We start from the raw sequence: 23,339 nt of genomic DNA on the forward strand, positions 1-23,339 counted from the left end.
GACGGGCGTAAGAGTTGCCCCAAACGCCCGCACACGAAGTCTTATCGACCCCAGATGGCTATGCAGCCATCTGGTTAAGAAATATTATTTCTTGTCGTCTTTAACTTCTTCGAACTCAGCATCTACAACGTCGTCTTCTTTAGACTGTGCACCTGCGTCAGCACCTTGTGCTTGCTGCGCTTGAGCTTGTTGTTGAGCGATTTCCATCAGCTTTTGAGAAGCAGTCATTAGTGCTTGAACTTTAGCATCGATAGCTTCTTTGTCTTCGCCTTTACGTGCTGTTTCTAGCTCAGAAATTGCTGCTTCAATCTTCTCTTTCTCTTCTGCAGGTAGCGCTTCACCAGCTTCTTCGACTTGCTTACGAGTACCGTGAATCATTTGGTCAGCTTGGTTACGTGCAGTCGCTAGCTCTTCGAACTTCTTGTCCGCTTCTTTGTTAGCTTCTGCTTCTTGAACCATTTTCTCGATGTCTTCATCGCTTAGACCGCCAGAAGCTTGGATAGTGATCTTCTGCTCTTTACCAGTCTGCTTGTCTTTCGCAGACACGTGTAGGATACCATCCGCATCAAGGTCAAAAGTAACCTCGATTTGTGGCATACCACGTGGTGCAGGCTGGATGCCTTCTAGGTTAAATTGGCCTAGAGACTTGTTGTACATCGCTTGCTTACGCTCACCTTGTAGAACGTGGATAGTTACCGCGCTCTGGTTGTCTTCCGCTGTAGAGAAAACTTGGTTCGCTTTAGTTGGGATAGTTGTGTTCTTCTCAACTAACTTAGTCATCACGCCACCCATTGTCTCGATACCTAGAGACAGTGGAGTTACGTCTAGTAGTAGTACGTCTTTAACGTCACCAGCAAGTACACCACCTTGAACTGCAGCACCCATTGCTACTGCTTCGTCAGGGTTTACGTCACGGCGCGCTTCTTTACCAAAGAACTCAGCAACTTTCGCTTGAACCATTGGCATACGAGTCTGACCACCAACTAGGATTACGTCAGTGATGTCGTTTACTGATAGGTCAGCGTCAGCTAGAGCTACTTTTAATGGCTCAAGAGAGCGTTGTACTAGGTCTTCAACTAGAGATTCTAGTTTTGCACGAGTCACTTTAATGTTCATGTGCTTAGGACCAGTTGCATCTGCAGTAACGTAAGGTAGGTTTACGTCTGTTTGAGAAGTAGAAGAAAGCTCGATTTTCGCTTTCTCTGCTGCTTCTTTAACACGCTGCATTGCTAGTGGGTCGTTTTTAAGGTTGATGCCTTGCTCTTTGTTGAACTCATCAACCAAGTAGTTGATTAGACGGTTATCAAAGTCTTCACCACCTAGGTGAGTATCACCGTTAGTTGCTAGAACTTCGAATGTTTTCTCGCCTTCAACTTCATCGATTTCGATGATTGAAATATCGAATGTACCACCACCAAGGTCGTATACCGCGATAGTGCGATCGCCGCCTTTCTTATCAAGACCGTAAGCTAGCGCAGCTGCTGTTGGTTCGTTGATGATACGTTTAACTTCTAGACCTGCGATACGGCCAGCATCTTTTGTCGCTTGACGCTGAGCATCGTTAAAGTAAGCAGGTACTGTGATAACTGCGCCAGTTACTTCCTCACCAAGGAAGTCTTCAGCAGTTTTCTTCATTTTCTTAAGAACTTCAGCAGAAACCTGAGGAGCTGCCATTTTTTGGCCTTTCGCTTCTACCCAAGCATCACCGTTGTCAGCCTTAACGATTTTGTAAGGCATGATTTCGATGTCACGCTGAACTTCTTCGTCTTCAAAACGACGACCGATTAGACGCTTAATTGCAAATAGCGTGTTTTCTGGGTTAGTTACAGCTTGACGTTTCGCTGGTTGACCTACTAGCGTCTCACCGTCAGTGTAAGCAATAACCGATGCAGTAGTACGTTCGCCCTCTGCGTTTTCAATTACACGTGGTTTGTCGCCGTCTAATACAGCAACACATGAGTTAGTAGTACCTAAGTCAATACCAATGATTTTACCCATCTGGCTATCTCCGAATAAATTCTATTTTCGTTTGGTTATAACCCCAATGTGGGGGGAGGAGAATCGGGTTTCAACCCTTGCTCACAAACAAAAATAATCAATGTTTGCTTCTCTATGCCACATAGATAAGGGCGGCAAAATGCTTTTCAAGGGCAGAATTAAAAAAAAGCGTCTTTTTTCGAAATTTATGTGTTTCTTTCTGATTAGTTGGGAACTCGTCACACTGCTGTAGCGCAACAAAACGTCATTTCCCAGATAAATTTATTTATGTCCGACTCTTCCTAAATAAAAAACGAGCTCATAAGAGCTCGCTTCAATATTAGGGTTAAAATAAATGATTCAAGGTATTAGGCGTTCGCTTGAGCAGGCTCAGCATCAACACCTTCTTCTTTACCTATCTCACCTTCTGTTTTTGCAACAATGGTGTTCACTGCCGTGTCGCCGACAACGTTAGATGATGTACAGAACATATCATTAATACGGTCGACCGCTGCAATGATTGCTAAACCTTCAGGTGGTAAACCTAGTTGGTGAAGCAAAACGCCTACCATTACCACGCCGCCCCCAGGAACGCCGCCAGCACCAATAGATAACAGAAGAATAGTTAAGCCAAGTGTGAAGATGTCTGCGGTGTTAATTGGCTGGCCAAAAGCGTTCGCAACAAACATCGTTGCTAGAGCAATATAGATAGACACACCAGACATATTCATCGTTGCGCCCAGTGGTACACCGAAGCCAGCAACCGATTTAGAGACCTGAAGCTTTTCTGTCAGTGTGCGCATCGTTACCGGGATAGTCGCGTTTGAGCTCGCGGTAGATAGAGAGAAAAGAATCTGCTCACGAGTTGCACGTAGGAAAGTCTTTGGAGAAGTTCCTGTCGCAATACTCACTGCCATTGGGTAGAAGAAGAAGATCCAGAACACCAACATCGCAACCACCAAAGCCACGTAACCGGCAACGGACATTAATGTATTGGCGTTTAGCGTTGCACCTAGTTGAATCATTAGTGCGAACACACCATATGGTGCAAGACTCATCACTAATCCAACCAATTTCATCATGATTTCATTTGCCATTTTGAATGTGCGAATAGCTGGGCCACCACGAGAATCCAAAGCTTGAATTGCAAGCCCCGTCAAAATTGCCATAAAGATGATTTGCAGCATGTCGCCGCTAGCAAACGCTTGTACAGGGTTGCTAGGAACAATGTTAACAACTAAAGAGAAAATGTCCGGCGTCTCTGTCGTTGTCAGCTGCACAGCCTCAGATACCGTTCCTGCTAGATTAGCGCCCGCTCCTGGTTGGAAGATCAAGCCGACAGTCAAAGCCGCCGTAATCGCAATGATGGTGTTAAGAATGTAAAGGGTAAAAGTTTTTCCACCAAGACGACCAAATGCACTGATATCTTTCAAGTCAACAATGCCGCATACGATTGAAACGTAAACTAAAGGAACAACAAGCAATTTGATCAGTGAGACGAACATGCCGCCAACACCTTCTGCTGCTCCAAGTAGGTATGTATCAAAAATCGCAATACCGCTAAATAAGTACTGAATTGCTGTCCCCAGCACAAGGCCGGCAAACAAGCCTATAAAAATCTTACTAGAAAGCGATTTATCCATTATAAATCTCCGATATGTTGTGTTTGCTATTTACATTTTTGTAGTTATATATGCTTACTTTTAAAGCATTAGTCGCAAATCATACACACCGAAGTTACAAAATAAAGTGATAATTTACATTTTTGTTAACGAAATTGTTTTAGAAAAAATGACTATATTTACATTCCTATGCAGAACAAACATTCACACAACGAATGATTACAATCACTTATAGCCCTTCCCATTAATAAACACGCAGCGAGATGAGAGAAAATCTCCTATAGGAAAATAATTAACCAATAGGAAAAAATATGAAGGGGATCAAATTTTCATTTATCGATATACAACGAAGTTCGATGCAGTCATTTATGTTTAAAACAAAAAAGCGCCCATCAAAAATGATGGGCGCTTTTATACTTAAAAAACAGGTAGTTAAAGTTACTTAGCAACCATTACCATTGCCGGACGAATCACACGGCCGTTTAGTTCGTAACCTTTTTGCATAACAAACATAACAGTGTTTGATTCATGATCAGGGCTCTCCTGAATCGACATCGCTTGATGGAACTCTGGATTGAATGCTTCACCTTCAGGGTTGATTGCTTTCAAGCCAAATTTCGCTACAACGTCTACAAACGTTTTATGTGTTAGTTCAACGCCTTCTAGGAACGGCTTCACAGTTTCATTCTCTGTATCTGCCGCTTGAATTGCACGCTCTAGGTTATCAATAACAGGAAGCAGCTCTTCTGCAAACTTGTTCAACGCAAACTTACGTGCTTTATCGATCTCTTGCTCAGTGCGACGACGCATGTTTTCTACTTCAGCTTTAGAACGCAACACCGCATCTTGTTGCTCTTTTACTTTTGCCTCGCTAGACAATAGTGCCGCTTCTAGTTGAGCAATCTTAGCATCTGTCTCATCACCAAGCTCTTCAAGCTCAGCTTCAACTTCTTGTGCTTCAGCTTCTACTTTTTCAGCCTCTTCGATGATTTGATCAAGCTCTTCTTCTGTAACTTTGTTTTCTTCGTTGCTCATGATATCTCCAGAATTCAACATAATGCCCTTAAAGCCATGCGCGTTTTTGCGGGCTTTAACCACATAAAAATTCGCATATTTAGGTGACTTGCCATTATTATGGGGATGAAGATTCCTGATTCAAGCCTCTTTAATGCGGAAATGCTATGAAAAATCCATGTAACGTGATCGCGATTATCGGAAAACCAAGAGATCAACAAGCAATTCAAACTCATAAAGAGTTGTACCAATGGTTGACCTCTGAGGGCTATAAAGTATTCATTGACGATCGCCTTGCCGCAATACTGGATGATATCCCACAGAGTCAGTTTGCTAGCTTAGTTGAACTAGGAAAAAATGCCGATCTAGCCATTGTGGTTGGTGGCGATGGCAACATGTTAGGTGCGGCAAGAATTTTATCCCGATTTGATGTGCCAGTTATAGGCGTGAACCGTGGAAATTTGGGCTTCTTAACTGACTTGAACCCAGACGACTTCCAAGCGTCTCTGCAAGCGGTACTCGACGGTGAGTATATTGAAGAGGAACGTTTTCTTTTAGAGGCGGAAGTACACCGCCACGGACAAATAAAGAGCCATAACGCTGCGCTAAACGAAGCCGTACTTCACCCAGGGCAAATTGCTCATATGATTGAATTTGAAGTGTACATAGATGAAAGCTTCGCCTTCTCTTTACGGGCCGACGGTTTGATTGTCTCCACTCCGACTGGCTCGACGGCATATTCACTTTCTGGCGGCGGCCCAATTCTTTCTCCTAGCTTGAATGCCATTTCACTCGTGCCAATGTTCCCTCATACATTGTCGAGTCGACCTTTGGTGGTTGATGGAAAACGTCGAATTAAATTGGTGGTATCACCAGAAAACCGTGGAACACAAGAAGTTAGCTGTGATGGACAAGTCTCGCTTCCAGTTACCCCTGGCGACGAAATTCACATCTATCAAAGTCCAAATGTACTAAAGCTCATCCATCCAAAAGACTACAGCTACTATCACGTCTTACGGAATAAGCTTGGCTGGTCTAGTAAATTGTTCTAACACTTGTTACTCAGGGCAATAACTTCAATAAAAAAGCCAGCAGCTCAATTGCTACTGGCTTTTGGCTTTCTTAGACAAGAAATAGACACAAAGTAGTGAGGCGACACGATATTTGTCATCATTAAAGAGAAGCTTATAAATTTTGATCCTGTGGGCAAACTTTACACAAAAGATAGAAAAGCAAATTCAATGATCTATGTCCGGTGATATTCTCACCATGAATAGAGTATTAACTCTATTTCATAAAATCAATAAAGGACATATTATGAAGAAAACCATCATTCTGTCTGTTCTCAGTACATTAGCACTTATTGGCTGCCAATCAGAGGAAACGCAAGTCAACAGTGTATCCAACGCAAAAGCGGAAGATATCACTAAGACGAAGCGTGCCCTCGCTCAACAATTGAGTGAGAACTATGCTGCCATTGAACCCATGTTGAGAAGAGATATTACTCCACAACAGACTAACGTGTCTGTATCAGCATTTGTTAAGCAAAACCCTAACTCAGAGTTCAGCCGCCAGCTTGTACAAGCTGACACTCAAATTCGTAGCTGGAAAGGTATTTCTGAATACTCAGATCAGTTGTTAGAAGTTCGCTTGGCAAATGAAGCCATGATAACAGCATGGCAAAGTGGCGAGGTCGAGCCATTATTTGCATTTGAACCAAGTGGTGATGATGAGAATTGGCAATACATCGAAGCATTTGATGTTTATGGCAACGTCCATCAACTCGATGTTTACCAGCTCCCTGAGGTACCTGTACTTGTCGTTGATAACAATAGCTCTGCAGAGCTAAAAGCAGGCTTGCAAGCTATGCAAGCTGAGATGAAAAAACTCGGTCAACCAGCTTTAGTTCAACCATATATTGCTGATGAACAACGCCAAAATACACCGCTATTGTCAAGTAGCGCAGTAGGCGAAGCGGCTCCAATTCAAACCACGCAGTTGAAAAAGATCCGTCTAGCCGATGACAAAGAACCTTGGATCTCTGGCAAGGCAGAAATCTACGCTATCGTAACGGGCGTCAATCCAAGTCGTGATGAACCTACTCTCGATTTGGTGGAGCTTCCATACTTAGACTACGATAACCAAGATTACTATCCGAATCAGATCATTATTCACTGGTCTCGTTACCGCTGGGGTGCGGCAGACATTGTGCTCATGGAGCAAGATGACGGCACAGACTATAAACAATTGGCAAAACTCCTTGTTCAAGTTGCCGAAGAAGTATTGAAAGCGATTCCAGATCCAGAAGTTCAGGCTTACGCGATTATTCCGCAAATCACGAACAAGATCATCGACACTATCCCCGATGGTGTACTCACGAATGATGATGACTTCGTCGACGTTTACTACACTCTAATGCAAGACACTTCATACGCGGATCACCCAGGTGCAGGTGTGAATGCAGTCGTCACACTAGAACCACTAACGATTAACCCAACTCGTCCGTAACCTGTTCAATTTTAATGAGTCGTTGTAATCACATCGGCTCATTTTTCCCACTTCATCACAAAAAAACAGCCTACAAAGAAAATTTTCCTTACCTGACTTTACTGTATAAAGAAACAGTATATACTGTTCTCTTATACAGTATTGTTCAGTTATACAGGTAAATAAAATGCTGGCTCATCTAAGTGTTAATAATTTTGCGATTGTTAAGTCTTTACAACTCGAGCTTTCTAAGGGCATGACCACCATTACAGGTGAAACAGGCGCGGGTAAATCCATTGCTATCGATGCTTTAGGGCTCTGCTTAGGCGGACGAGCCGATGCCGGCATGGTGCGACAAGGTGAAGAGAAAACCGAAGTTAGCGCCGCTTTTTTATTGGACAACAACTTACATGCAACACGTTGGTTAGAAGATAACGATCTGCTAGATGGCAGTGAGTGTATTTTGCGTCGTATTATCACAAAAGAAGGCCGCTCAAGAGCCTTCATTAATGGCAGCCCTGTTCCACTATCACAACTCAAATCTCTAGGGCAGCTACTTATCAATATCCATGGGCAGCACGCTCATCATCAATTGATGAAAAGTGAGCACCAAATGGCCATGCTCGACCAATATGCTGGGCATTTAAACCTACTAAAAAGCACACGAAGTGCTTACCAGCATTGGCGTCAGGCAGACAATAACCTCAAGCAACTAAAAGAAAATAGCCAGCAAAACCAGGCGCAAAAACAATTGCTTGAATACCAAATCAAAGAACTAAATGAGTTATCGCTAGGTGAAGAAGAATTTGCAGAGCTCGAGCAAGAGCACAAACGACTATCCAACAGTGGTGAACTCGCCACTACCTGTCAGCAAGCCATCGAACTTATTTACGAAGGTGAAGAAGTCAATGCGCTTGGTATTTTGCAATCGGCCAATCACTCCCTAATTCAATTAGCCGAATTAGATGAAAAGCTATCTGAGCTACCTAACATGCTGTCAGAAGCAATGATTCAACTTGAAGAAACGAAGAATGAATTACGCAGCTACTTAGATGGCATCGATGTTGATCCAGCTCGTATGGCTTATGTAGAAGAACGTTTTTCTAAAGTGATGTCTGTAGCTCGTAAACACCACGTAATGCCAGAAGAACTCTACCAGCATCATCAAGATCTTCTGGCCCAAGTAGAAGCGTTAGATTGCTCCGATGAACGTTTAGATGAACTTGCTCAAGAAGTAGAACACAAGTACCAAAGCTTTCTAACACAAGCAGAAAAACTGCACAAATCACGCATCCGTTACGCAAAAGAACTGAACAAACTGATCACACAAAGCATGCACGAATTGAGCATGGAGAAAGCAGTATTCAGTATCGAAGTTAGCAATGACAACACGCACCCATCGCCGCTTGGCATGGACAGCGTGTGCTTCTTAGTATCGACCAACCCGGGACAACCATTACAACCTATAGCAAAAGTTGCGTCAGGCGGTGAGCTATCACGCATCTCTCTAGCGATCCAAGTGATCACCGCTCAGAAAGTAGATACACCAAGTTTAATCTTCGATGAAGTGGACGTAGGTATTAGTGGCCCAACAGCTGCCGTAGTGGGCAAAATGCTACGCAAGCTTGGCGAATCTACTCAGGTATTGTGTGTCACTCACCTCCCTCAAGTTGCCGGATGCGGCCATCAACAAATGTTTGTAGCTAAGCAAACCAAAGCAGGCCAAACCGAAACCCAAATGCACGCATTAGATGAACAACAACGTGTGGCAGAATTAGCTCGCTTACTTGGGGGTAGTCAAATAACCGACTCAACGTTGGCAAACGCAAAAGAACTGCTTATCGCCGCTTAATAAATCGACAAGGGATGAGAAATGGATATCAGAGCAATACACAAAACCAACTGCTTAGATCTCATCCCTATTTTTATTGAGTTAGAACATTACTACTTCAAAGAAAAAGCTTCATCAAAACACGATCTGGTCCATTATCTAAAGAACCAAGTTTTCTCTGAACATTCTGGCGTTCATATCATTGCGGTTTACGATAATGATGACGTCGTAGGCTTTGCATCTTATACCGTCATGTTCCCTGCCCCAAAGCTCTCAGGGCAGATGTACTTAAAAGATCTGTTCGTATCTTCGAAGGTTCGAGGAAAAGGGGTTGGTCTCAAGTTAATGAAGTATCTGGCATCTTTGGCGATCAAGTGTGGATGCCAAAGGTTGGACTGGACAGCTGAAAGTAGTAACCCTACCGCAGGTCAGTTTTACCGCTCAATTGGTGCAACACTAATTCATGAAAAAGAGTATTATCGTTTTTCAGGTGATGCATTACGCGAATTCGCCAAAACCGACTAACGAGTCGCTAGGCTTGGCTCACCGCTGAAAGCGTCCATCACCCTACTTCCGATTGAAATTTGCTCTTCGTCACCTAACTAATACGTCATGTGGTGACATTTACCGTCTAATATCGGTGAATAAATGCAACTCAACTCAAAATTCGTTGTCAGATTGTCTACCATACGACGCATAGCTTTTTACATCTGCGTCGAGCTTGTTTATTATCAGCGCAGTATTTTAAAGGTTACTAAGAAATTATTATGCAATTAAAGAAGTGGTTAGTTGCCGTACCATTAGCAATGACATTGCTGACAGGATGTTCGGTATTGGAAAGACTGGTTTATCGTATTGATATCAACCAAGGCAACTATGTAGAACAAAGTGCGGTTGATAAATTAAAGTTTGGGATGACTAAAGCACAGGTTCGCTTCGTATTAGGGTCGCCAATGCTTATTGAAAACGGCTATCCAAACACTTGGTATTACATCTATCATCATACTCCTGGCCATGGCGAACCAGTACAGAAAGATCTGATTGTAAACTTTAATGACCAAGGCACGCTCGCAGACATCAGTGGTGACTTTCCAAAAAGTGACGCATTTTACGAGCAAATTCAGTAAACTGACTTTTGCAAAAAAACCTCCCGTTTGGGAGGTTTTTTATTATATAGAAATCATGTTAGTCAAACTTTGAGTAACTCACATGAGCTATTGGGTTAATATTCATCCTGCTTATTTTTACGTACAGAACTAGGCTTGCCACCGGTGACTGGGTCTGCACTCCCCTCGGTTTTAGCCTGCTCCGCCCGCTTACGGCGAATCTCTTTCGGATCGGCAAGTAACGGACGATAAATCTCTATTCGATCTCGATCTCGAACGGTCGCATCCAACTTCACGTTACGACTAAACACACCCACTTTGTTCTTGGACAAATCAATTTCAGGGTACAACTCCAATACACCGGATTGTCGAATGATCTCTTCTACCGTTGCGTGATTATTTACCACTAAGTTAAATACACGCTGTTCATGAGGAAGAGCATAGACAACCTCAACGTGAATCATATCTGACTCAATACTCATAACACTCGTAGACCTGTTTTGCGCGTTTAGTAAATGCATTTACCATATTACTAGTAAGCTCGTTAAAAATCTTACCGAAGGCCATCTCAATCATTTTACTTGAGAATTCAAACTCAAGCTTTAGTTCAACCTTGCAAGCTTGCTCATCTAGCGCGGTAAAAATCCAACCACCACGCAACGTCTTAAACGGGCCATCCACCAAGTTCATCATAATTGCTTGGCCTGGGATCAGCTCATTTGAAGTAGTAAACGTTTTGCTGATACCAGCCTTCGCCACATCGACAGAAGCCACCATACCATTACCCGAAGACTCAATGATTCTAGAGCCCGAGCAACCAGGCAGAAACTCAGGGTATTTAGCAACATCGTTAACCAGATTGAACATCTGTTCAGCACTAAAAGACACAAGCGCAGAACGGCTGACTTGCTTCATACATACTCCTATCGATACATGTACAGATTTAAAGCTCCTGCCAATTTTACTTTTATTCCACGATTGCGCAAATAAAAGGATTTCCTATCCGATATCCAACCCGTATAATGTCGCTATTATGGCAAAGAAAAAAACGAAACAAAAAGCGGGTAGCAATACTATCGCGCTGAATAAAAAAGCTCGCCACGAGTATTTCATCGATGATGAAATCGAAGCTGGCTTGGAGCTCCAAGGTTGGGAAGTGAAAGCCCTTCGCCAAGGTAAAGCCAATATTTCTGAAAGTTACGTATTTATGCGTGACGGTGAAGCCTTTGTGAGTGGCATGACAATCACTCCTTTAAATCAGGCATCGACACACGTTGTGGCGAACCCTACACGTGTGCGTAAACTACTAATGAGTCGTCGTGAGCTGGATAACCTATTCGGACGTGTAAACCGTGAAGGTATGACATTAACGGCCCTTTCACTGTACTGGTCTCGCTCTTGGGTGAAACTAAAAATTGGCGTAGCAAAAGGTAAAAAGCTGCACGATAAACGTACGGATCTAAAAGAAAAAGACTGGGCAAGAGAAAAAGCACGCGTAATGAAGAGCGCGCTGCGTTAATCTTGACCACTTAAACGCATAGTACTGGACAGCCAATGCTTTTCTGTTACTATGCGAATATTACCTGGGGCTGATTTAGGATTCGACGGGAATTCAGAAGTCTGAGGTGCATGCCGAGGTGCGGTAGGCCTCGTTAACAAACCGCAAAAAAATAGTCGCAAACGACGAAAACTACGCACTAGCAGCTTAATAACCTGCTAAGAGCTCTCTCGCCCTAGCTTCCGCACGTAAGACGGGGAACAACGAGGGATCAAACCCAAACGCGCTAGCCCGGATTCTCCCGCCTGAGAGATGAACGGCGAATTTTAATTCAGGCTAGTCATTCATTAGCGTGTCGGTTCGCAGGTGGATGGCGAAATTAAAGATCGACTAAGCATGTAGTACCAATGATGAACGGTTTTCGGACGCGGGTTCAACTCCCGCCAGCTCCACCAAACGTTTGGAAAAGGCCACCTTCGGGTGGCCTTTTTTGTATCAACTAAAATAGTCTCTTTTTTCAAACATTCATGCTTTCTGAAATCTTACTACATGGATTACCGCATACCTTTGGCCCATGTAGGTTTACAAACTCGTTGAGTATTAATCAGTAAACAAGAAGTTCATAAGTACTAATCAAAAAGGCAGAAAGCATGGTACTAAAAGCCCTGCAACTTAAAAGTCTTCTGCTTACCTATCCTTTCTAAGAGATAACTAGATCTAAGTCTAAAGCCTATACTCATCTCCCTCGATGAATTGATTGATGCATTAATTGTTAGTCCCTACTCGCTTGTTTCATTACAACTCTATCGATGTAATGACTACAAATAGTAGTTACAAAAAATAATGTAACTCTAATTCAAAATTAACCTTAGATATTGAATAGAAACACAACATATATAGATTTTTAAATTTCAAAATGAAAGTATTGTTGTGAAAAATTAAGTTGCTGGAATTATTACCGTCATATTAGTGAGCATTGTAATGAATTTTGAAGAAAGTAAATTGAATGACGAACACGTTAATCAATACACACCGAAAATCAATGGTGTGTTAACAAAGAAAGGAAAACCACTTAGTAGCCTGAAGGTTAGCCTTAGTATTGGTTTAAGCACCTCAGGGAAATCAATAGACTTATCAACATTCACAGACAGTACTGGTCGCTTTGAATTTTCTCCAGTCTATGAAAATAAAAACATCATAAGCACTCCTCTTATTGAGCACTATGTAACTATTGTTTTAGTCGCAGAACTCAGTAATGATGAAAGTACTATTATTTGGGAAGGAAGCTTTGATGGTTATAAAATAGAGGATTACGTAAAAAATAACATGGCTAACCTTGCTTGTGACACTGAGAACCCTCTTAAGTACTTTGCTTTTTCAATTGATGATGAAGAAAACGATGACTACTACGTAAACAGCCAATGTAATTTATTTGGTTATATAGACTCTGACTTATATGGAAATTAAACAATGCACTCATGATACAACTCCAGTTCCTATGTCTCCTCTTTGGCCATTTATTTACGGGGGATATTGAGTATCGGTTAGAAGGAGGTTCTGGTATCGACTTCCACGCTCATGGACTAGGAAAAAACCTGTTCCGGGTTATGTCAATAACGCTACAAGTAATGAGTGATCGGCACTACAATCTAAGCCTTAAACTTATCTAGAACGCAACGTATTTCTTGACTTCAACAATAGATATAACGCTCGGATGACTGATGGTTGGGTAAGTAAAATAGTCTCTTCAACTTTGACTTTACTAAGAATTTCAGGTCTGGGTCATATAATACAACAGATTCGACCGTAGGCCTTGCCACTTGGGTTCAATTAGCTAATTTCAGAGCTAAAAAATGAATGTAACGAACACGTACGGGGTATTATAGGCCACATAAATGTAATGTCAGGCAATGCGGAAATTAACCTATCTAATATTACTTGTAGAGCAATAAAGCTTTGTTTTTCAAGGTTAGTAAAAAGGCTAGACAGTCATGCTAGTAACGTATTAAATACCCTGGAGTAACAATAAAATAAATTAGCCATCGTTTTATATATACGCTTCATCGGTCTTAAATTATTTGAATTATAAATAATAAAAGTGCGAAGCTATTTTGCTTCGCACTTTTATTGAGTCCAGCACGGCTAACTATATTAGAAGCGATACTCTACACCTAGTGATGCTTGGTTAAAGTCTGTTTCCGTGTTTGCACCGTTCGCGACATTCTCCGCATTGAGTTCTACGTCGTACCACATATATTCTGCGTTAACTAAGAAGTTATCAGTAACTTTAAAACCCACACCGGCACCAGCGAATACACCTTCATCATCTTTGTTGCCTTGGAAGCCCGCAACGTTGTAATCCGTCGAGTACCACATTTGACCGCCTTTTGCGTAAAGGTCGACACGATCAGCAATGGGAGCGGTAACTTTTAGAGCCGCTGTATAGCCGTCCGTTTCGGCATTTGCTAGGTTATTACCATAGCTACCGAAATCAATGTAACCACCTTCCAACGCTAAGTAAGGATTAAAACGGTAACCAACTAAACCTTGAATAACATCGCTGTCATCATCAAAGTCATCTTGTCCATCAACTTTTAAGTAACCGTAGTTGGCGCCAACATATACACCATGATCGTTGGAGTCCGCAGCATGTGATAAAGTACTAAACGTTGCTAAAGAAAAAAGGCTAATCAAAGTAACAACATTGCTTTTCATTTCGTTCTCCTAATATAAGTTCCATTGAAGGTTCGAATAGTAAAGAGCAAATGCAATGCCAACTTTAAATTAATGAAAAATATATTTAATTTTATAGAATACTGACAATCCTCTAAAGAACGCCGAACAAAAACAGAAAAAACGATCTGTCTGTTTACTTTATATAAACAATACTAAATTGAGGTTAATCGATGATGTGAAAAAGATTCTTGTTAATTTGTAGATTTTTCAAAGAAATTAAATAAACATCTAAAATACTCTTGTAGATTAATCAGTCAAAAAACGCTTAGCTAGTTTTTATAAGAAAGGAAGCTAATCACACATACGTTGCATCTTACTTTGCTTCAAGCCGTGAATACTCTACTCTTTGCCTAAGCAGAGTTTAATGGAACTGAAGTATGTTAAAAGGCAGTGAATACCCTTCTATTCGAGCATTAAGGACGTTTGTCGCGGTCTCTAATTACCTCAGTTTCTCTAAAGCAGCGGATGCCCTATGTATTACGCAAAGCGCAGTAAGCAAACAAATCGCATCGCTGGAGCAATTGGTGGGTTTACCTTTAATACAAAGAAGGGCGAGTGGTATTGAGTTAACCGAAGAAGGCAAGCGTTATCTGCCGCAAGTCACAGAAGCTTTGGAGCTTATTCAGCATGCAACTGCCAACTTAATCCAGTCAGATTCAAAGCAAGAATTACTCACCGTGGACGTAACCCCTTCTTTTGCCAGCCTTTGGTTGATACCTAATATTGATGACTTCCACCAGCAACATCCTAACATCCGAGTAAGAGTCTGTACCGGGGATGGGAACGTCAAAGATTCGAGCAACGAAAGTGACTTACATATTCGCTGCCTTCCATTATCCACACATTATGAATACAGCCACTTACTGTGCGAAGAAACATTGTTATTAGTCGGTTGCACAAATGCTCCTGCAATTGAGAGTGTGCACGCTGTTAGTAATTATCCGTTTATACCTCAAATCACTCGCCCTCAGCTATGGGAGCAATTTAAAACTGTCTACACTGTAGAATCTCCCGTTACCTATCAACCTGTAGGCGTCGAACATTTTTACCTAGCTTGCGAAGCTGTCAGAATGGGAAAAGGGCTCGCCTTGCTTCCTGATTTTATGGCGCAGTATTCGATTTTAAGAGGGGACATTCAGCATGTTCTCAACCTCTCTTTACAGAGCGGTTATGGTTATTACGTGATGATTCCAAATTATCGACTTTCAGCTAAAAAAGTAGTGGCATTTCACGAATGGCTGAAGAGCAAGCTAAGTTAATGTTGTTTCTTTAAACTCGTTTAGGTAAACCAAAACAACTCAAAGACTTCGGTATCTGTCTGCTCAAATTTATGGCATTCTCATCCATACTATTTAAAAAGGATAAATGGATAGTAGGATATGGACAGCAACACGCCAAGACTCTCTTTACGCACCATTGAGCCGACCGATTACCCAGAGCTCGCGGAATTAATGGACCTTGTTTTTCCTGATGTTGGTGGCTCATGGCCACGCCTGACCATCATGGATCTTATTCATCAGTTTCCTGATGGACAAATCTGTATTGAGGATAACGGAAAAATTGTCGGCGCAGCGCTAACAATCAAAGTGGACTACAACCGGTTTTCACTTCCTCACCTGTACACCGACATCATCACCGAGAACAACGTCATCCAAAACCAAGTGACCGGTGACGCAATGTATGGTCTCGATGTATTTGTTCACCCGGACTACCGTGGGCTGCGTTTAGGTCGCCGTCTGTATGATGCGCGTAAAGAACTTTGCCGGAGTAAGAATTTCAAAGCAATTTTAGCCGGTGGTCGCATCCCGAATTACCACAAATATGCTGACGAACTGAGCGTGGCTGAATACATCGACAAGATAAAACGCCGTGAGCTTCACGATCCTATTTTGTCTTTTCAGCTTGCAAACGACTTCGATGTCAAACGTATTATGCGTGGTTACTTGCCAGAGGATAGTGCTTCTAAAGGCTACGCAACTCTGCTGGAGTGGGATAACTTCTTCTACGAAGAGGATATTCAATCCGTACATGATGTAGAAAAAACGCTGATTCGTATTGGTGTTGTGCAGTGGCAAATGCGCGCCATGAATGACTTAGAGGACTTGCTCGATCAGGCTGAGTTCTTCATTTCTTCTCTTGCGAACTACAAAGCCGATTTCGCCCTATTCCCTGAATTCTTTAACGCGCCGCTGATGGGCTTGCAAAACGACCAAAATTCCGTCGAAGCAATTCGCTTTTTGGCTAGCTTTACAGAAGAGATCAAAAACCGCTTCTCGCAGATGGCAGTCACCTACAACATCAACATTATTGCTGGCAGTATGCCCGTCATCGAAGATGGCAAGTTGTATAATGTGGCCTACTTACTGCAACGAGATGGTGAAATAAACGCTCAATATAAGATTCACATCACGCCCCATGAGCAAAAAGACTGGGTGATCGACGGTGGTGACAATGTTCAGGTGTTCGAAACCGATGCAGGCAAAGTCGGCATACTGATTTGTTATGACAGCGAGTTCCCAGAGTTGGGAAGAATGCTCGCCGAGCAAGGCGCACAAATTGTGTTCGTTCCTTTCTGGACAGACACAAAAAATGGCTACCAACGAGTACGAATCTGTTCCCAATCACGAGCCATCGAAAACGAATGCTACGTTGCAATTGGGGGCAGTGTCGGCAACTTACCTCGTGTTGATAATGTCGATATCCAGTACGCACAATCTGCCGTATTCTCACCGTCGGATATCTATTTCCCACACGATGCGACCTTGACAGAAGCAAGCGCCAACACCGAAATGATAATCTTCGCTGATGTTGATTTGACTAAGTTGAAACAGCTTAATACCGAAGGCTCTGTCACCAACTTACGTCATCGCCGCCTTGATTTGTATGGCGCATTCACCAAAGCCAAAGAGTCATAAGGATCTCCCTAATTCGCCGCTACCAAAGAGCGTGGCGGCGAGTAAAGCCAGCTGCAGGTTGATTCTGCGCAATTATCAGAGGCATGTCAGTTTTTCTCAATGGTGAGAAACAAGAATTGACCCAATAGGACATTCGGAGTATCACTCCAACTTCGTTCCGCTTTTATTAGGGGAAAGCTTTTGGAACATATTAACGAACTTCTCATGTCAATGAAGCCTTTGCTTGAGCAATACGGCTACGTTGCGCTGATTGTCAGTATATTTCTAGAAGGGATAGGTATCCCGATGCCTGGTCAATCACTGATGATCGCGGCATCTTTGCTCTCGTCAGAACAAGTCATGAACCTAAGTATGGTAATGATGGTATCGTGGCTGAGCTGCTTTTTTGGTAATACCTGTGGCTACTTAATCGGTTATTACTTTGAGGGGTGGTTAGATAAAAAAGGCTACATTTCCGGCCCGAAGATGCAAACGCTTCAATTGACTATCCAGAAATACGGCCCTACGTGCTTGGTGGTCAGCCGCTTTATTGAAGGAATGAAGCAATTTATGCCTCTTGCATGCGGTATCGCGAAAATGCCACGTAGAGAGTTTTTGCTCGGTAACGCCCTCGCGGCGACGGTTTGGGTATTGGTATTCAGCTTGTTAACTCACTTTGCATTTGAACATTTAAGCGTGTTGAGCAACCTGTACACCGAATACAAATATCTGGTATGGGCATTTGCTGCTGTCTTATTTACGTGGATGGTTTTAGGTATTGTTAAACGCAAAAAAGCCAAATCAATGCAATAACGACAGTCTCTTCATTAGCGCATAACTAAAGCTCGTGGTATCAGTGAGATACGCAACACGAGCTTTTATCTTTTTCTTTACGTGTAAAATTTAAACAGCCATTTAGACGTCTAGACGTTGACAATGTAGAAATGTGATATTAGTCTGCTCTTCTCTCTTATCATTAACATTGTCGTTTACATGTCCGGTTCCCAACAAACTACTAAAACAGTTGCACCGTCTGCGGTCGCACTGATCCCATTAATTGTATTTCTTGCGCTATTTATTGGCGTAGGCACTTACTTATCTTTGCAAGGCGTGGAATTTGCCTTCTACCAGCTGCCTGCACCCATCGCGGTATTACCAGCCATCATCATTGCGTTTCTTTTAAGTAAAGAGAAACTTAACCGCTCAATCGAACACTTCATGCGTGGTGTTGGCCACCCAGACATCATCGCAATGTGTATGATCTATCTGCTTGCAGGTGCCTTTGCTGCGGTAGCAAAAGCCTCTGGTGGTGTTGATGCAACAGTGAACCTTGGTTTATCCGCTATTCCAACCAGCATGATTTTACCGGGCATTTTTCTGATTTCTGCTTTTATCGCAACAGCAATGGGGACTTCGATGGGTACCATCGCAGCCGTTGCCCCCGTAGCGTTGGGGATTGCTGAATCAGCAGGAATGAGCTTACCGTTAACCGCAGGCGTTGTGCTGAGCGGGGCTATGTTTGGTGATAACCTTTCTATCATCTCTGACACCACCATCGCGGCGACACGCTCTCAAGGTTGTGAGATGAAAGACAAGTTTAAAGAGAACATTCGTATTGCTTTACCTGCGGCGTTGATCGCGATTGCAGTGTTCGCTTTCAACAGTACCGCGACTCAAGTGCCTGAAACTGGCGATATTGAGTGGCTAAAAGTCTTGCCGTACATCACTATTTTGATCCTAGCGGTATCTGGTGTGAATGTGTTTGTGGTTCTGTCGATTGGCATTCTTTTGGCTGGCGGCGTGAGCTTGGCATCGATTGACAATTACGGACTAACTAATCTAGCCCAAGACGTATACAAAGGCTTTGGTAACATGCAAGAGATCTTCTTGTTATCCATGCTGATTGGTGGTTTGAGTGAACTGATGCGTCGCCAAGGTGGTCTTGCTTTTCTAACAAATTTCGTTAGTAGCCTTATCCACGCGTTTGGCTCTAGTCACTCTAAGCATGCGAACAGTCGTGCAAGCGAGCTAGGTATTGCAGGTTTGGTATCAATGGTCAATGGCTGTACGGCAAACAACACCGTAGCCATCATTGTATCGGGCAGCGTTGCTCGCCAACTGGCGGAAGAGAATAATGTCTCTCCTCGCCGCTCAGCAAGCTTGTTAGACATTTTCTCATGCGTGGTGCAAGGCGTGTTGCCTTACGGTGCTCAAGTACTGCTGCTAGGTTCCGTATTCAACCTCTCGCCACTTGAAGTAGTTGCCAATTCTTACTACTGTTTTGCATTAGCGATAGCGGCTGTTGTCGCGGTGTTTATCAAACATCCCGCACGTCAACCTGTAGCACAAACTGAGAACTAACGACAAATACCGAAAAGGCTCCGATGGAGCCTTTTTACTTTCCTTTCTTCTTTTTTTCTTTTCCGCGAGCAGATTTACTTCAAAGCTGAACGCAAACTTTGCGCACTGTGTAAAGGAATCGCAAAGCGATGCGCCACATCGCGTAGAGCTTCCACCTGAGCCGCGTTACTGATTGCTAATTCGCCTGCCACATCGAGGTGGTTATTCTCAAACCCCACTCTCACATCGAATCCAAGTAACATCGCACTCGCTAAACAGTCTTGCTCTCGCGCGCCAAAAGCACAAATGGCACATCGAATTTCTTCCTCGACAAAACGCGCCAAATTCAAACCTCGTAAATCCCATGGCGAAGACTGTTGAGCTTGGTGATAACGCCCTAACACCACTAATGCATGCTGATGCGTTTTAGGTAACACGCCCGTATCACGCAGTTGGAAATAACGTTCAATGTCGGTTGCATCGTAGAGAATAATTTGGCTCACGATGTTGTTTTCTGCCACCCAATGGAAAAAGGTATGCCCTTCTTTCTCACTTGCTCGATCAGGGATTAACTCCCTCAATGCGAAAGAAGCCGCTTCTGGTTTCACAGCTTTAACTAACGCCATCTGTTGTGGCGGAGAATACAAGCCCACCGCCTCTGTGGTGAGCTGTACCATCATGTTTTGTCCCACCGCTTCTTTCACGGCATGGTAAATTGCCATGTTGTCGTCGATGTCTAATGAATGACGTCCGTTGGCGTCTCTAGCATGCAAATGGATCATGGCAGCCCCTGCCGTTTGACAAGCGATAGCCTCTGCAACCAGTTCGTCTGTTGTCATGGGTAAGCTGGCGTGATCGTGCTTAGTTTTTCTTGCACCGTTTGGGGCCACGATAATAGCGATAGGCTCTCGTATACATCGATTTTCTAATTCCATTCCTTCGCTACCTCTTTTAGCGTTAATGAGAGTTTGCCAACTAGCTCATCAATATGGTGAGGCTGAATAATGAATGGCGGCGCAAGCAAGATATGGTGCCCATTAACGCCATCAATCGTTCCGCCCATTGGATAGCACATTAAGCCATTTTCCATTGCTCGCTGTTTGATGCGTTTGTCTGCCAATGTGGCTTTACTCAGAGGCGCCTTGCTTTCTTGATCCGCCACCAGCTCAATGCCAAAAAACAAACCTTTACCACGAATGTCGCCAATGTACGGTAAATGGGCCAATGCAGAAGTAAGCTCATTACGCAGCAAAGCACTTTGCCGATTCACCGCCGTTAACAAATTATCTTGGAAGATGGTTTGAATGGTCGCCACGGCAGCAGCGCACGCCACAGGGTGCGCCATAAAAGTATGACCATGTTGGAAAAAACCGCTTCCATCAGCAATAGCTTGATAGACTCGATCATTCGCAACCACCGCGCCAATAGGTTGATAACCCGCACCAAGCCCTTTAGCCATACACACCAGATCGGGTTCTGCCTCTTCTTGCTCAAACGCAAAAAAACTGCCACTGCGTCCAACGCCACACATGACTTCATCCAAGATCAATAACACATCGTATTGGTCGCATATTTCGCGAATACGCTTGAAATAGCCTTGCGTTGCAGGCACAGCTCCAGCGGTGGCACCCACAATGGGCTCGGCGACAAAAGCCATGACATTATCAGCCCCCAACTCAAGAATTTTTGCCTCTAGCTCATTCGCCGCTCGCAATGAGTAATCCAATTCCGACTCATGACTCTGCTGATAACGATAAGCATAGCAAGGGGCGATATGATGGCTCGGGTGTAAGATGGGTTTGAACGGTTCACGTCGCCATTCATTACCTCCGACAGCCAAAGCCCCCAAGGTATTGCCGTGATAACTTTGCTGACGCGCGATGAATTGCTTTTTCTCTGGCTTACCTGATTCCACGAAATACTGCCGCGCCATTTTTAGTGCCGACTCCACCGCTTCTGATCCTCCACTGACTAAGTACACATGGTTGAACTGTTCAGGCATGTGCTGACAAATCAATTCTGCTAGGCGCTCACTGTTGTCACTAGTAAAAAATCCAGTATGAGCAAATGGCACTCGCTCGATCTGTTCCAACATGGCTTTTTTAACGGCGTGATGACTGTGGCCAAGGTTTGATACCGCAGCACCACCACAAGCATCGAGATACTGTTTCCCTTGTTTATCGAATAGATAAACACCTTCACCTTTATCGATGATTGGCAACGTGGCATGGCAATGACGGTGAAATACGTAAGACATTTGAGTCCCTTCCAATGTGTAAGATTTGCACACATCATCAGGAACAACCCCAAATGCGACAAGGGAATAAATTTCACCCACCATGAGCTTTTGGAATACCACAACCCAAAAACACTAAAACCCTTGATATTTAAACAATAAAATAAAAATAGGCCAGCTTTTTTAAAGGCTGGCCTATGGGTAACCCAAAGCTAAAAACAGAATCGTTTTACGTGTTTAGTGCCTGTTCTAAATCGGCTAGAATATCGTCAATATGTTCAATACCCACCGATAAACGAATCATCTCTGGAGACACACCAGCTTGTTTTTGTTCTGCTTCGCTCAATTGACGATGAGTCGTCGATGCAGGATGGCAAGCCAATGATTTTGCATCGCCAATGTTCACCAAACGCTTAAAGATTTTCAAAGCATCATAAAAACGCACACCAGCGTCATAACCATCTTTTAAACCAAACGACAAAATCGCAGAAGGCTTACCTTTCATGTATTTTTCGGCGAGATGGAAGTGTTCAGAACTTGGCAATCCGGCATAACTTACCCAACTGACTTTGTCATTCTGTTCCAAGAATTCAGCCACTTTGAGTGTGTTCTCGGTATGGCGCTCCATGCGCAGCGGTAACGTTTCTAGCCCTTGCATAAGCATAAATGCATTCATCGGTGATAATGCGGCTCCGGTATTACGCAGTGGTACGGTACGCGCACGCCCGATAAATGCCGCCTCACCAAACGCTTCGGTATACACCACGCCGTGGTAAGAAGGTTCTGGTTGGTTGAAAACAGGAAAGCGGTCTTTGTGCTGCGCCCAAGGGAATTTACCTGAATCCACAATCACGCCACCTAATGTGGTGCCATGCCCACCAACGTATTTAGTGAGAGAGTGAACTACGATATCCGCACCAAATTCGATGGGTTTGCAAAGCACTGGCGTCGCAACGGTGTTATCCACAATCACAGGTACGCCTTGTGCATGAGCAAGCTCCGCCACACGTTCTAAATCGATGATATTGCCCGCAGGGTTCCCAATGCTCTCGCAGTACACCGCTTTGGTATTTTCATCAATTAATTCGGCCAAACTTTCTGGCTTGTCATCTTTAGCAAACTTCACCTGAATACCTTGATTTGGGAGCATGTGCGCAAACAAGGTATAAGTACCGCCATAAAGTTGCGGCGTAGAAACGATGTTATCGCCCGCTTGCGCTAACGTCAGAATCGCATAGTTAATCGCTGCACTCCCCGCACTCACGACCAATCCAGCAATGCCGCCTTCTAACGCTGCCATGCGTTTTTCCAGCACGTCATTAGTCGGATTCATGATGCGAGTGTAGATATTCCCCGGCACTTCCAAGTTAAACAGATCAGCGCCGTGCTGCGCGTTATCAAACTCGTACGCGACCGTTTGATAAATCGGTGTCGCGACAGATTTGGTGGTCGGGTCAGTTTCGTAACCAAAATGGATAGATAGCGTTTCGTCTTTCATGTTCTTCCCTGTCTTTCATCACTCAAATAGCGGCAAGAAAAGCACTTACCTTGCTTAAAACTTATATTGCCCAATTTTTCAACAAATAACGTAGGGATGA

20 protein-coding genes and 1 other RNA gene are annotated in these 23,339 nt (G+C 43.5%); 12 read left to right on the top strand and 9 right to left on the bottom strand.

The window, feature by feature from the left end; translation table 11 throughout:
* Positions 1 to 84: 84 nt before the first annotated feature.
* From dnaK to grpE, 3 genes are all read right to left on the bottom strand, one after another.
* On the bottom strand, positions 85 to 1,998 hold the full coding sequence (gene dnaK / locus R7P72_RS15995; protein WP_005381623.1) for a molecular chaperone DnaK: 1,914 nt from the start codon (positions 1,996 to 1,998) through the stop codon (positions 85 to 87).
* A 347-nt stretch (positions 1,999 to 2,345) separates the two neighbouring features.
* On the bottom strand, positions 2,346 to 3,620 hold the full coding sequence (locus R7P72_RS16000) for a dicarboxylate/amino acid:cation symporter (protein ID WP_005381625.1): 1,275 nt from the start codon (positions 3,618 to 3,620) through the stop codon (positions 2,346 to 2,348).
* Positions 3,621 to 4,037: 417 nt separating this feature from the next.
* Positions 4,038 to 4,634, bottom strand: a complete 597-nt coding sequence (gene grpE / locus R7P72_RS16005; protein ID WP_021034134.1) for a nucleotide exchange factor GrpE — start codon at positions 4,632 to 4,634, stop codon at positions 4,038 to 4,040.
* A gap of 146 nt (positions 4,635 to 4,780) precedes the next feature.
* Here grpE and nadK point away from each other — a divergent pair, with 146 nt between their 5' ends.
* From nadK to bamE, 5 genes are all read left to right on the top strand, one after another.
* Positions 4,781 to 5,665 (top strand): NAD(+) kinase, encoded by an 885-nt coding sequence (gene nadK, locus R7P72_RS16010; protein WP_005381631.1) that lies wholly within the window; start codon positions 4,781 to 4,783, stop codon positions 5,663 to 5,665.
* 265 nt (positions 5,666 to 5,930) lie between these two features.
* Complete coding sequence (locus R7P72_RS16015; RefSeq protein WP_213907321.1) at positions 5,931 to 7,121, top strand: DUF3103 domain-containing protein; 1,191 nt, start codon at positions 5,931 to 5,933, stop codon at positions 7,119 to 7,121.
* Between the two features lie 166 nt (positions 7,122 to 7,287).
* Positions 7,288 to 8,952, top strand: coding sequence for a DNA repair protein RecN (gene recN / locus R7P72_RS16020; protein WP_025768877.1), 1,665 nt, complete (start codon positions 7,288 to 7,290; stop codon positions 8,950 to 8,952).
* Positions 8,953 to 8,973: 21 nt separating this feature from the next.
* Positions 8,974 to 9,456, top strand: coding sequence for a GNAT family N-acetyltransferase (locus tag R7P72_RS16025; RefSeq protein WP_025768876.1), 483 nt, complete (start codon positions 8,974 to 8,976; stop codon positions 9,454 to 9,456).
* Between the two features lie 242 nt (positions 9,457 to 9,698).
* Entirely contained in the window at positions 9,699 to 10,058 is a 360-nt protein-coding gene (bamE, locus tag R7P72_RS16030) for an outer membrane protein assembly factor BamE (protein WP_017820585.1), read from the top strand.
* Positions 10,059 to 10,153: 95 nt separating this feature from the next.
* On the opposite strand, the gene R7P72_RS16035 is transcribed toward bamE, so the two are convergent.
* Together R7P72_RS16035 and R7P72_RS16040 are read right to left on the bottom strand one after the other, a co-directional pair.
* The gene (locus R7P72_RS16035) at positions 10,154 to 10,519 is read right to left on the bottom strand and encodes an RnfH family protein (protein WP_213907323.1); all 366 of its coding nucleotides are present in this window, start codon (positions 10,517 to 10,519) and stop codon (positions 10,154 to 10,156) included.
* Positions 10,509 to 10,952 (bottom strand): SRPBCC family protein, encoded by a 444-nt coding sequence (locus tag R7P72_RS16040; RefSeq protein WP_005381641.1) that lies wholly within the window; start codon positions 10,950 to 10,952, stop codon positions 10,509 to 10,511. Before R7P72_RS16040 ends, R7P72_RS16035 begins: the two co-directional genes overlap by 11 nt.
* Before the next feature lie 118 nt (positions 10,953 to 11,070).
* On the opposite strand from R7P72_RS16040, the gene smpB reads away from it, so the two are divergent.
* The 3 genes from smpB (at position 11,071) to R7P72_RS16055 (ending at position 13,002) form a co-directional block, all read left to right on the top strand.
* Complete coding sequence (smpB, locus tag R7P72_RS16045; RefSeq protein WP_005381642.1) at positions 11,071 to 11,556, top strand: SsrA-binding protein SmpB; 486 nt, start codon at positions 11,071 to 11,073, stop codon at positions 11,554 to 11,556.
* A gap of 66 nt (positions 11,557 to 11,622) precedes the next feature.
* Positions 11,623 to 11,990, top strand: a transfer-messenger RNA (tmRNA) gene (gene ssrA / locus R7P72_RS16050).
* A 526-nt stretch (positions 11,991 to 12,516) separates the two neighbouring features.
* Positions 12,517 to 13,002 carry a DUF6795 domain-containing protein gene (locus R7P72_RS16055; protein WP_005381667.1) on the top strand — a complete coding sequence of 162 codons (486 nt, stop codon included), beginning with the start codon at positions 12,517 to 12,519 and terminating at the stop codon, positions 13,000 to 13,002.
* A gap of 684 nt (positions 13,003 to 13,686) precedes the next feature.
* Here the strand turns inward: R7P72_RS16055 and R7P72_RS16060 are convergent.
* Complete coding sequence (locus tag R7P72_RS16060) at positions 13,687 to 14,250, bottom strand: porin family protein (RefSeq protein WP_005381668.1); 564 nt, start codon at positions 14,248 to 14,250, stop codon at positions 13,687 to 13,689.
* Positions 14,251 to 14,648: 398 nt separating this feature from the next.
* Between R7P72_RS16060 and R7P72_RS16065 the strand changes: the two genes are divergently transcribed.
* The 4 genes from R7P72_RS16065 to R7P72_RS16080 all read left to right on the top strand — a co-directional run bounded on the left by R7P72_RS16065 (position 14,649) and on the right by R7P72_RS16080 (position 19,526).
* Entirely contained in the window at positions 14,649 to 15,530 is an 882-nt protein-coding gene (locus R7P72_RS16065; RefSeq protein WP_005381669.1) for a LysR family transcriptional regulator, read from the top strand.
* Between the two features lie 120 nt (positions 15,531 to 15,650).
* Complete coding sequence (locus R7P72_RS16070) at positions 15,651 to 17,186, top strand: bifunctional GNAT family N-acetyltransferase/carbon-nitrogen hydrolase family protein (RefSeq protein WP_005381670.1); 1,536 nt, start codon at positions 15,651 to 15,653, stop codon at positions 17,184 to 17,186.
* A 204-nt stretch (positions 17,187 to 17,390) separates the two neighbouring features.
* The gene (locus tag R7P72_RS16075; protein WP_005383738.1) at positions 17,391 to 17,978 is read left to right on the top strand and encodes a DedA family protein; all 588 of its coding nucleotides are present in this window, start codon (positions 17,391 to 17,393) and stop codon (positions 17,976 to 17,978) included.
* A gap of 180 nt (positions 17,979 to 18,158) precedes the next feature.
* Positions 18,159 to 19,526 (top strand): Na+/H+ antiporter NhaC family protein, encoded by a 1,368-nt coding sequence (locus R7P72_RS16080; RefSeq protein WP_017635705.1) that lies wholly within the window; start codon positions 18,159 to 18,161, stop codon positions 19,524 to 19,526.
* 74 nt (positions 19,527 to 19,600) lie between these two features.
* Here R7P72_RS16080 and R7P72_RS16085 read toward each other — a convergent pair whose 3' ends face one another.
* The 3 genes from R7P72_RS16085 to R7P72_RS16095 form a co-directional block, all read right to left on the bottom strand.
* A complete protein-coding gene (locus R7P72_RS16085; RefSeq protein WP_318110723.1) occupies positions 19,601 to 20,440 on the bottom strand; it encodes a 3-keto-5-aminohexanoate cleavage protein in 840 nt (279 codons plus the stop codon).
* Positions 20,431 to 21,762 (bottom strand): aspartate aminotransferase family protein, encoded by a 1,332-nt coding sequence (locus R7P72_RS16090; RefSeq protein ID WP_213907325.1) that lies wholly within the window; start codon positions 21,760 to 21,762, stop codon positions 20,431 to 20,433. Before R7P72_RS16090 ends, R7P72_RS16085 begins: the two co-directional genes overlap by 10 nt.
* 208 nt (positions 21,763 to 21,970) lie before the next feature.
* Positions 21,971 to 23,239, bottom strand: coding sequence for an O-acetylhomoserine aminocarboxypropyltransferase/cysteine synthase family protein (locus R7P72_RS16095; RefSeq protein ID WP_213907326.1), 1,269 nt, complete (start codon positions 23,237 to 23,239; stop codon positions 21,971 to 21,973).
* Positions 23,240 to 23,339: the final 100 nt, after the last annotated feature.

This window comes from Vibrio sp. Vb0888 (genome assembly GCF_033338835.1).
GTDB classification, from domain to species: Bacteria; Pseudomonadota; Gammaproteobacteria; order Enterobacterales; family Vibrionaceae; genus Vibrio; species Vibrio alginolyticus.